Source organism: Desulfurobacterium atlanticum, assembly GCF_900188395.1.
Taxonomy (GTDB): Bacteria; Aquificota; Aquificia; order Desulfurobacteriales; family Desulfurobacteriaceae; genus Desulfurobacterium_A; species Desulfurobacterium_A atlanticum.
In genome coordinates this window covers 1-8,236 of record NZ_FZOB01000019.1, presented here as the reverse complement: position 1 = coordinate 8,236, position 8,236 = coordinate 1, and the positions used below count along the sequence as shown (strand labels likewise).

Annotated in this window: 10 protein-coding genes and 3 tRNA genes; 9 read left to right on the top strand and 4 right to left on the bottom strand. The window is 37.2% G+C overall.

Translation table 11 applies throughout. The features are described 5' to 3' along the window. Nucleotides 1-227 precede the first annotated feature (227 nt). The 3 genes from CHB58_RS08885 to CHB58_RS08875 all read left to right on the top strand — a co-directional run bounded on the left by CHB58_RS08885 (nt 228) and on the right by CHB58_RS08875 (nt 484). Nucleotides 228-304 (top strand) — tRNA-Thr (locus CHB58_RS08885). 13 nt (nt 305-317) lie between these two features. Further along, nucleotides 318-403, top strand: a tRNA-Tyr gene (locus CHB58_RS08880). A gap of 4 nt (nt 404-407) precedes the next feature. Next, nucleotides 408-484: transfer RNA gene (locus tag CHB58_RS08875), tRNA-Gly, on the top strand. A gap of 11 nt (nt 485-495) precedes the next feature. On the opposite strand, the gene CHB58_RS08870 is transcribed toward CHB58_RS08875, so the two are convergent. Genes CHB58_RS08870 through CHB58_RS08860 form a run of 3 tightly spaced genes read right to left on the bottom strand, consistent with a single transcriptional unit; the run spans nt 496 to nt 2,714 of the window. After that, nucleotides 496-1,599 (bottom strand): aminopeptidase, encoded by a 1,104-nt coding sequence (locus tag CHB58_RS08870; protein WP_089323754.1) that lies wholly within the window; start codon nt 1,597-1,599, stop codon nt 496-498. A gap of 3 nt (nt 1,600-1,602) precedes the next feature. Beyond that, nucleotides 1,603-2,337 carry a nitrilase-related carbon-nitrogen hydrolase gene (locus tag CHB58_RS08865; RefSeq protein WP_089323753.1) on the bottom strand — a complete coding sequence of 245 codons (735 nt, stop codon included), beginning with the start codon at nt 2,335-2,337 and terminating at the stop codon, nt 1,603-1,605. Between the two features lie 2 nt (nt 2,338-2,339). After that, nucleotides 2,340-2,714: an HIT family protein gene (locus tag CHB58_RS08860; RefSeq protein WP_089323752.1), complete on the bottom strand. Its 375-nt coding sequence runs from the start codon at nt 2,712-2,714 to the stop codon at nt 2,340-2,342. Between the two features lie 63 nt (nt 2,715-2,777). Between CHB58_RS08860 and CHB58_RS08855 the strand changes: the two genes are divergently transcribed. Genes CHB58_RS08855 through CHB58_RS08830 form a run of 6 tightly spaced genes read left to right on the top strand, consistent with a single transcriptional unit; the run spans nt 2,778 to nt 6,910 of the window. Then, the gene (locus tag CHB58_RS08855; RefSeq protein ID WP_089323751.1) at nt 2,778-3,377 is read left to right on the top strand and encodes a hypothetical protein; all 600 of its coding nucleotides are present in this window, start codon (nt 2,778-2,780) and stop codon (nt 3,375-3,377) included. A gap of 14 nt (nt 3,378-3,391) precedes the next feature. Then, nucleotides 3,392-4,048: a lysophospholipid acyltransferase family protein gene (locus CHB58_RS08850; RefSeq protein ID WP_089323750.1), complete on the top strand. Its 657-nt coding sequence runs from the start codon at nt 3,392-3,394 to the stop codon at nt 4,046-4,048. Beyond that, nucleotides 4,029-4,904, top strand: a complete 876-nt coding sequence (gene ispH, locus CHB58_RS08845) for a 4-hydroxy-3-methylbut-2-enyl diphosphate reductase (protein WP_089323749.1) — start codon at nt 4,029-4,031, stop codon at nt 4,902-4,904. The genes CHB58_RS08850 and ispH overlap by 20 nt, the downstream gene beginning before the upstream one ends. Next, the gene (locus CHB58_RS08840; protein WP_089323748.1) at nt 4,876-5,895 is read left to right on the top strand and encodes a S1 RNA-binding domain-containing protein; all 1,020 of its coding nucleotides are present in this window, start codon (nt 4,876-4,878) and stop codon (nt 5,893-5,895) included. Before ispH ends, CHB58_RS08840 begins: the two co-directional genes overlap by 29 nt. Next, on the top strand, nt 5,871-6,329 hold the full coding sequence (gene smpB, locus CHB58_RS08835) for an SsrA-binding protein SmpB (protein WP_089323747.1): 459 nt from the start codon (nt 5,871-5,873) through the stop codon (nt 6,327-6,329). The genes CHB58_RS08840 and smpB overlap by 25 nt, the downstream gene beginning before the upstream one ends. 2 nt (nt 6,330-6,331) lie before the next feature. Continuing rightward, nucleotides 6,332-6,910, top strand: a complete 579-nt coding sequence (locus tag CHB58_RS08830; RefSeq protein ID WP_089323746.1) for a flavin reductase family protein — start codon at nt 6,332-6,334, stop codon at nt 6,908-6,910. A gap of 1 nt (nt 6,911) precedes the next feature. Here CHB58_RS08830 and CHB58_RS08825 read toward each other — a convergent pair whose 3' ends face one another. After that, nucleotides 6,912-7,856, bottom strand: a complete 945-nt coding sequence (locus CHB58_RS08825) for an EAL domain-containing protein (RefSeq protein ID WP_089323745.1) — start codon at nt 7,854-7,856, stop codon at nt 6,912-6,914. Between the last annotated feature and the right edge of the window lie 380 nt (nt 7,857-8,236).

Here is an 8,236-nt window from a genome sequence, read left to right as displayed (position 1 = left end):
CGTGGTATAGGTTTATATTTAGCTGCATGGTTGTCCTCCTGGTAGTGGTTTTGGTTTTCTGAAAATTTGAATGTTTAGTGCTCTTAATATTTTAATTACCAGGTGGGCAGCCTTTTTCCTTTGGTGTGGGTGGGGAGTATGTGTATACCTATGCAGGGATTTTTCCTCAAAATTTATTGACATATAGGAAAGAAAGCTTATATTATTCTCTCGCAAGATTTGAAAGTGCCGGCTTAGCTCAGTTGGCTAGAGCGGGTGACTTGTAATCACCAGGTCGGGGGTTCGACTCCCTCAGCCGGCACCATTTGACCCCTAACGGAGGGGTGGCCGAGCGGTCAAAGGCAGTGGACTGTAAATCCACCGGCTGACGCCTACGCAGGTTCGAATCCTGCCCCCTCCACCATGATGCGGGCGTAGCTCAGCTGGCTAGAGCATCAGCCTTCCAAGCTGAGGGTCGCGGGTTCGAATCCCGTCGCCCGCTCCATATCAATCCACCTATACAACCAATTTTCCCTCTTTTATAATCTTCACCTTTTCATTTCCTCTATAAACAATCAGGGTCGGCTTCTCCACAATAAAATCTATATGCACTTTTGCCCTTACCCTGCCACCAAAGGCACTGTTATCACCAACAGCAATATGGCAAGTCCCCAGAATCTTCTCCCCTTCAAGAATGTTATCAAATCTGACAGCTTTGTCATTAGTTCCTATTCCAAGTTCAGCAACATTTCTGTGCCTTTCATCTTCCATAAAAACCCTTTCCATATAACTACAAAACTCTTTTTCTCCTGAAATATTAACAACCTTTCCCTTCTTAACAAAAAACTTAACAGGCTCCTTAAGTCTTCTATCAGGTGCCCAGTGTGTAGCAAAGACTCCTTCTGCTTTTTCTTCAACAGGAGCTATAAAAGCCTCTCCTGCTGGCAGATTCCCAAAACACCCGGGACTTAAAAACCTACCAGTATCTGCTACTCCTTTCCTGCTTGAAATATCAAAAGAAATATTTGTACCATCTGAAGAGACAACACAAACTTTTTCTCCTTCTGTTAAGATTTGTGCAATCTTTAAACTTCTTTCCTCTACCTTCTCCCAATCTGCCTGCATTGAAGTGTAAAACATAAACGGCTCAAAAAGTGGCATACTGACAAACCTGATACCAAAAATATCGGTGCACAGCTTTCTAAAGAAGGTATGACTTATGGAAAACCTGTTAACAGCCAAAACAACATCAGGCGCATTTGCCACTTCTCCTTTTAAGATTGAGAAAATCCGTTCCTCCTCCAGTTTACCGATCTCTTTATCCAAAATCTTTTTAAATAAACCCTCTTCCTTTAAAGCCTGAACAGCAGAAGCACCAAAAGCAGCCATCCATACAGTCTCAGGCGGTTCAATCCCATGCCTTATGGTGGGTTTATAGGAGAAATGTAAAGCCTCTTTAACCATATTCTTCAAACCATTAAAAAGCCACTCACCTATTTTTGTTTTATGCCAGTCTGAAAGCACAAGCAACCGCTCATTTTTTCTTAGACCAAGATTTTCCTTCCCTATATTCAAAATTGCCTTTTCTATCACCTTATCTTTTAAATCAAAAACCCCCATAATTCACCTCTCCATAGGAAGCTTTCTCCTTACCTGCTCAATAACAGAAAGGGAAATATCAGCTGAAATAACACCCTCTCCGTCTCCCATATCTCCAAGAACCCTTCCCCACGGGTCTATTATTGCAGAAGAACCGGCCATATCACCTGTCCCGTTTGCGCCAACAACAAAAACTTGATTCTCTATAGCTCTTGCACGAAGAAGTATTTCCCAGTGCTTTTTTCTTGCCCTTCCCCACTGAGCAGAAATGGTAACAATCTGAACATTTTCTTTAAGAAAATGAAGAAAAAATTCCGAAAATCTTAACTCAAAGCAAATCAAAGGAGCAATTATCCCCTTGCTGGTCTCCACAACTTTAAGATCATCCGGAAACTTCCCGGACTTAAAGTACTTATCCTCTTCAAAAGGTTTAAAGAGTTTTATCTTAGGTCTTGAAAGAACTTCCTTCCCACAATCAATCACTTTAACAACGTTATAAAAACCGTTTAAACCTTTCTCTATAACTGTAAAAACAAACACAGAACCTGAACTTTCAGAAAGTTTAATCAAAAAGTCCAGAACTGTTAATCCAAACTTTGCAGCCTCATCCATACAGTCGTAAGCAAATTCTGTTGAAAAAACCTCGGGAAAAACAACAATGGAGTTATCGTCGCAAAAATTTAAAAAAGTCAACGATCTGTTCCAGTTTCTATTAAACTCTCCCGCTTCTGTGTTAAACTGGATTACACTTACTTTCATAATCACCTCTTATAAACTCTCTTTTCAGGAATAACACCTCTAACTCCGCCCATAGGATCATCAATATCCCCTTTATACCTTGGTATAAGGTGAACATGAAGATGAAAAATTGTCTGTCCTGCTGCTTCTCCAACATTAATACCGATATTATAACCATCTGGAGAAAACTCTCTGTCAATAAAAGCTTTTGCTTCATCAAGAAGCTCACATATAGCCTTCTTTTCCTCCCACGTTGTATCAAACCAACTACTTACATGTCTTTTCGGAATAATAAGCATATGCCCGGGATTTACAGGATATTTATCAAATATAGCAAAACTTAAATCATTCTCCATAACAATTTTCAGCTCCCCCATTTTGCAGAATGGACAATCCATCACCCACCTCCTTCACAATTTGATAAAATTGATTATAAAAACTTCACCTATAAGAGGTAAAGAATGAAAAAGTTCATATTTTTAGTTGGCTTGGCTTTCTCCTTTCTTTCACAAACAGCTCTTGCTGGATACGGAACGCTCTCGGCATTAAATAGAAGCTTCATATCTGGAAGAAAAGTTTTTGTAAACATAGGCTACTCTTCAAGTGAAAAAGAAAGCTTTGATAACTGTAAAAATATTGAAATAGGCGTTCTAACTTATAAAAACTACCTTCGCCACGGATACAGCTTTCTTTTTGGATGGGAAAAATTTTACAGTGACGGCATAAGAAAAATAGATTTCACATATAACTTTCTCCTTCAATTTCCATACATAGGTGCAAATAGAGAAATCTTGGCTGTTGGGAATAATTTCACACTGGTACCGTTTTTCGGAGTAGCTCCAGGAATAGGTTTAAGAACAGATAACTTCCCAGATATAAAAAAGTTCAGCGATACAGGAGACTGGTTCAGAGATACTATTGAAAACTATGTTGTAATGAGGGTCAAAGGAGGTTTTGATTTAACTGTTGCTCCTGGATTATCCTTTGAATTCCTAATATCCAAAAACTTAACTATGGACAAAGCCACCTCCTATTTTGCTGGAGTGAATCTTGACTTCTGATAACAAGGAGCACAATGGAACCGATAACAAAAACCTATCCCTGGCTTAAAAGAAAAAAAGCTTACTATATATGGCTAAAAACAGCTGGTGCTGCTATAGCAAAGCTTGCACACTTAGAAGTGGAAGGGAGGAATAATATTCCTCTAAAAGGACCCGTGCTTCTTGTATCAAACCACAGAAGTTTTATGGACCCTCCACTTGTAGCTTATGCTGTGATGAAAAGGCCGGTATTTTTTATGGCTAAAGCGGAGCTTTTTGAAACGCCTTTTATCTCAACACTAATTAAACACTGGGGAAATGGATTCCCTGTCAGAAGGGGAAAATTTGACCTGAAAGCGATTAAAACCGCCCTAACAGTTTTAAAAAAAGGGGAGCTGCTCTGTCTCTTTCCTGAAGGGACAAGAGCACAAAAAGGGAAATTTCTAAAACCCAAGATAGGTGCAGGAATGATAGCTGTAAAAGCAAATGTCCCTCTCATCCCATGCTTAATAGATGGAAGTGAAGATCTGCTTCCTAAGGGAGCTAAATTTCCCAGAATGGCTCATGTTAAAATAAAGTTCGGAAAACCGTTTACGATAGAATTGGAAGATACAAAAGAAAACTATGAAAAAGCTTCCAGGATAATTATGGAAAAGATAAAGGAGCTTCAGGTTGAAAATAATAGTTGCTAAAAGTGCAGGTTTTTGCTGGGGTGTTAAAAGAGCCGTTAACATGGCAATTGCTGCAGCAAAAAAAAACGGCACTGTTTACTCTCTTGGTGAACTTATCCACAATCCTCAGGAGATTAAAAGGCTTGAAACTCTTGGTATAAAGAAAATTGACTCCATAAACGAAATCCCGAAAAACTCCACAGTTATTATACGCTCTCATGGAGTTCCTCCAGATATAATTAAAAAATTAAAAGAAAAAGGAATTTTCATTGTTGATGCCACCTGTCCGTTTGTTAAAGCAATTCAAGAAAAAGCCATATCCCTTGAAAAGGAAGGTTATCCTGTATGTATTCTTGGAAACAGCTCTCATCCTGAAGTGATAGGCATAGCAGGACATGTAAAAGACCCTGTAATCGTAGAAAACGAAAACGACATAGAAAAACTACCTCCGTTTCAAAAACTTGGAATTGTCTGTCAAACAACTTTAAATTCCGAACTTCTATCAAAATTTGTCGCTTCCCTATCAAAAGAAATCAAAGAAATGAAACTTTTTAACACCATCTGCAAAGCAACAAAAGTAAGGCAGGAAGAGACAAGAAAATTAGCCCAGCAGGTAGACATGATGATAGTAATAGGAGGGAAAAACAGTTCAAACACAGGTAAACTTTACGCCATTTCAAAAAAATTAAACAGAAACTCTTTCCACATTGAATCAGCTGAAGAGATAGATGAATCCTGGTTTAAAAACATAGAAAAAATAGGAATAACTGCAGGGGCTTCAACACCCCAGTGGATAATAGAGGAGGTTATAGAACGTATCAAAACTATTTTAAAAGGGGGAGAAACTGTTGAAAGAGGACTTTGCAAAACTACTTGATGAATACTTTAAAAAAAGAAAGGGAAAGAAAAAGATAATAGAGGGTACCGTAATAAAAATAAACGGAAAAGATGTGTTTGTGGATTACGGGGGAAAAAGTGAAGGAGTTGTTCCAATAGAAGAGTTTGAAACTCTGCCAGAAATTGGGGATAAGGTAGAAGTTTCCATAGTTGAGCCGGAAACTGAAGACGGTTATGCCATCTTATCCATATCAACTGTCAGAACACTGAAAAAGTGGGAAGAAACCGCCAACCGCCTTGAAAAAGAAAAGATAGTGGAAGGAATAATCAGACAAAAAGTAAGAGGCGGTTATAAAGTTGACATAGGAAGCGGCATATACACCTTTTTGCCCCTTTCTCAGGTTGACATAATCCCGGTAACACGGCCGGACGATTGGCTTGATAAAAAGATAAAGGCTAAAGTTTTATCCATAGACAGAAAAAGACAGAGCATCGTAATATCACGAAGACAGCTAATTGAAGAAGAAAGAAAGAAAAAAAGAAAAGAGATTCTGGGAAGCTTGAAAGAAGGAGAAGTTGTAGAAGGTAGAGTAAAAAATATTGTTGATTTTGGAATATTTGTTGATGTTAAAGGTGTTGACGGTCTTGTTCACAAAAGTGATATCTCCTGGTCTGGCCTTAAAACACCTTTTGAAATTACATCAATAGGGAAAAAGATAAAAGTGAAAATTATAAAGATAGATAAAGAAAAGGAAAGGTTATTTCTTTCCATAAAAAGAATCCATCCTGACCCGTGGGAAAAGATTGAATCAATTATTAAAGAAGGGGAAAAACTTAAAGGAAAGGTTGCTAAGCTCTCCTCAAAAGGTATATTTATTGAACTACCACACGATATAGCAGGATTTATCCCTGCAGATTATCTTAAAAATAAACATTTAAAAGAACACAAAGAGTACACATTTACAGTAGAAAAGATAGACCGAGAAAAGAGGAGAGTAATACTATCATGTCCGGAAGAACTCCAGAGATAAAGAACAAAAAAGCGTTCTTTGATTACGAGATACTTGAAAAGTATGAGGCAGGTATTGAGCTTAAAGGTACTGAAGTTAAATCGTTAAGAGAAGGAAAAGCAAACCTTCGTGACTCTTTTGTAAGGATAGAGAACGACGAAGCTTACCTTTTTAACGCTTATATTGCTCCCTACTCTCACGGAAACCTTTTCAATCATGAACCAACAAGAAGAAGGAAACTGCTCCTGCACAAAAAAGAGATTAAAAGGCTTCTTGGTAAATCTCAGGAAAAAGGTTTAACAATAATTCCATTACGAATCTACTTTAACAAAAGAGGAAAGGCCAAAGTGGAAATAGCACTTGCAAAAGGTAAAAAGCTTTATGATAAAAGGGAAACTATAAAAAGAAGAGACCTTGAAAGAGAAGCTCAAAAGGCAATGAAACAGTGGAGATGAAGATGAAAAAAGCAGATGTTAAATCAGCAGACCAATCACTGATTTCAAAACTGATTTTCAACACTGTTGCTCCAAGGCCTATTGCATGGATAACAACATTAAACGAAAACGGCTCTGTCAACCTTGCCCCTTTTAGTTTTTACAACGCAATAACCACAAAACCGCCTTTGCTCTTTGTATCTATAGGTAAAAGGAAGGACGGCTCGGATAAAGATACTATTAGAAATATTAAAAGAACAGGAGAGTTTGTAATAAACGTAATCAGTAAAAAGTTTTTTGAATCTATGGTTGAATCGGGAAAAGATTTTCCACCTGAAGAAAGTGAGATAGAAAAGCTCCAAATAGAAACAGTGCCATCTGAAACCGTATCTCCACCTATAGTTAAAGGAGTCCCAGCAGCTCTTGAATGTAAAGTTAAAGAGATTATTGAGCTTGGAGCAACTCCCATGTCTGTTGTAATCGGAGAAGTGGTATTTATCCATTATGATGAAGAGATTCTAAAAACTCAAAAAGGGATCGTCGGCAGGCTTGGCGGAAAGAGATATATCGTGGTTGAAAAGGAAATAACAATATTTAAATAAGCTAAACCACCACTTTAGGTTTCATAAACAGATATCCCTGCCCATAATCAACCTTAAGCTGTTTTATTTTTTCTAAAATCTCTTTATTTTCAACAAACCCTGCAACTGTCTTTATTCCAAGCGATCGGGACATACTTATAATAGCCCTAATAACTTTCTCTGCTTTATCTGAGGAATTTTCCTTTACAAGCTTTTTAACATAACTTCCATCAACTTTTAGTATCTCAACATCTATAGCCTCTACAAAGTCTATAAACTTAGAAAAGGAAACATAACCGGTACCAAAATCATCAATCCCCACAGGTATATCTCTTCCTCTCATAACGTTCACTATAAGGTCTATATCTTCAACAATAGCCTGCTCTGTTATTTCAAAACCTATATTTATACCGTTGGATCTTATATCCTCAACCAGCCTTTCTACTTCTGAAAGAGATGATGAAAGTTTAAACGTAACAGGACTGATATTCACATATATACTTTTAGAAGTGAAAACACCTGAATTTTCAAGTATTTTCTTTAAAACAGCAACGTCAAGTAGATGGATTAACCTGAACTCATATATGTAATCTATAAACTTGTAAGCTGGAACAATGTTTCCATCATTATCTACAAATCTAAGTAAAACTTCATAGTGCACAGGTTTTCCTGTTTGAACATCAAAGATACCTTGAATAGCCAGTTTAAAGTTGCCAGTTTCTATCTTTCTTCTTATCTCTTCAGACATATCTTTAAAAAACTCAAAGTTTTTAAACCCTTCTCTTACTTCCAAGAATAAAAGTTTTTCAGCATTTTTCTTACTCTCTCTATTCAAACCTCTCAGAATATCTTTTAGATCTTCTACCTTCAACTTCTCTAAAGAAGAAATACTTACAACAAATCCTGCAACATCGACAGTAACAGGGGAAAACTTTGAAAGACTTTTTACCTTTTCTTTAATTCTCAAAAAAATCTTTTCATAATCTTCTCTCCTACATAATCCCTGCTCAACAACAGTGCAAATAACCCCCTGCTGACATTTAAAAACTGCCGCCTTATTCAGCTTATCAGAGAAAAAGTTTTCAATTTCAGCTTTTATTAGAGAGAAAATCTCATCACCCTTCTCATAACCGTAAACTTTATTTATAAATGATTATTTCAGATGGGTCAAGTATAAAAAAGTGCTGTTGCCTGCATAGGTATACACATACTCCCTACCCACACCAAAGGAAAAAGGCTGCCCACCTGGTAATTAAAATATTAAGAGCACTAAACATTCAAATTTTCAGAAAACCAAAACCACTACCAGGAGGACAACCATGCAGCTAAATATAAACCTATACCACG

Excerpts from the sequence above, each read along its gene's own strand:
- CHB58_RS08850 (WP_089323750.1), top strand. The coding sequence starts at position 3,392 with ATGGAACCGATAACAAAAACCTATCCCTGGCTTAAAAGAAAAAAAGCT.
- CHB58_RS08855 (WP_089323751.1), top strand. The coding sequence starts at position 2,778 with ATGAAAAAGTTCATATTTTTAGTTGGCTTGGCTTTCTCCTTTCTTTCA.
- CHB58_RS08865 (WP_089323753.1), bottom strand. The coding sequence starts at position 2,337 with ATGAAAGTAAGTGTAATCCAGTTTAACACAGAAGCGGGAGAGTTTAAT.
- smpB (WP_089323747.1), top strand. The coding sequence starts at position 5,871 with ATGTCCGGAAGAACTCCAGAGATAAAGAACAAAAAAGCGTTCTTTGAT.
- CHB58_RS08860 (WP_089323752.1), bottom strand. The coding sequence starts at position 2,714 with ATGGATTGTCCATTCTGCAAAATGGGGGAGCTGAAAATTGTTATGGAG.
- CHB58_RS08830 (WP_089323746.1), top strand. The coding sequence starts at position 6,332 with ATGAAAAAAGCAGATGTTAAATCAGCAGACCAATCACTGATTTCAAAA.
- CHB58_RS08870 (WP_089323754.1), bottom strand. The coding sequence starts at position 1,599 with ATGGGGGTTTTTGATTTAAAAGATAAGGTGATAGAAAAGGCAATTTTG.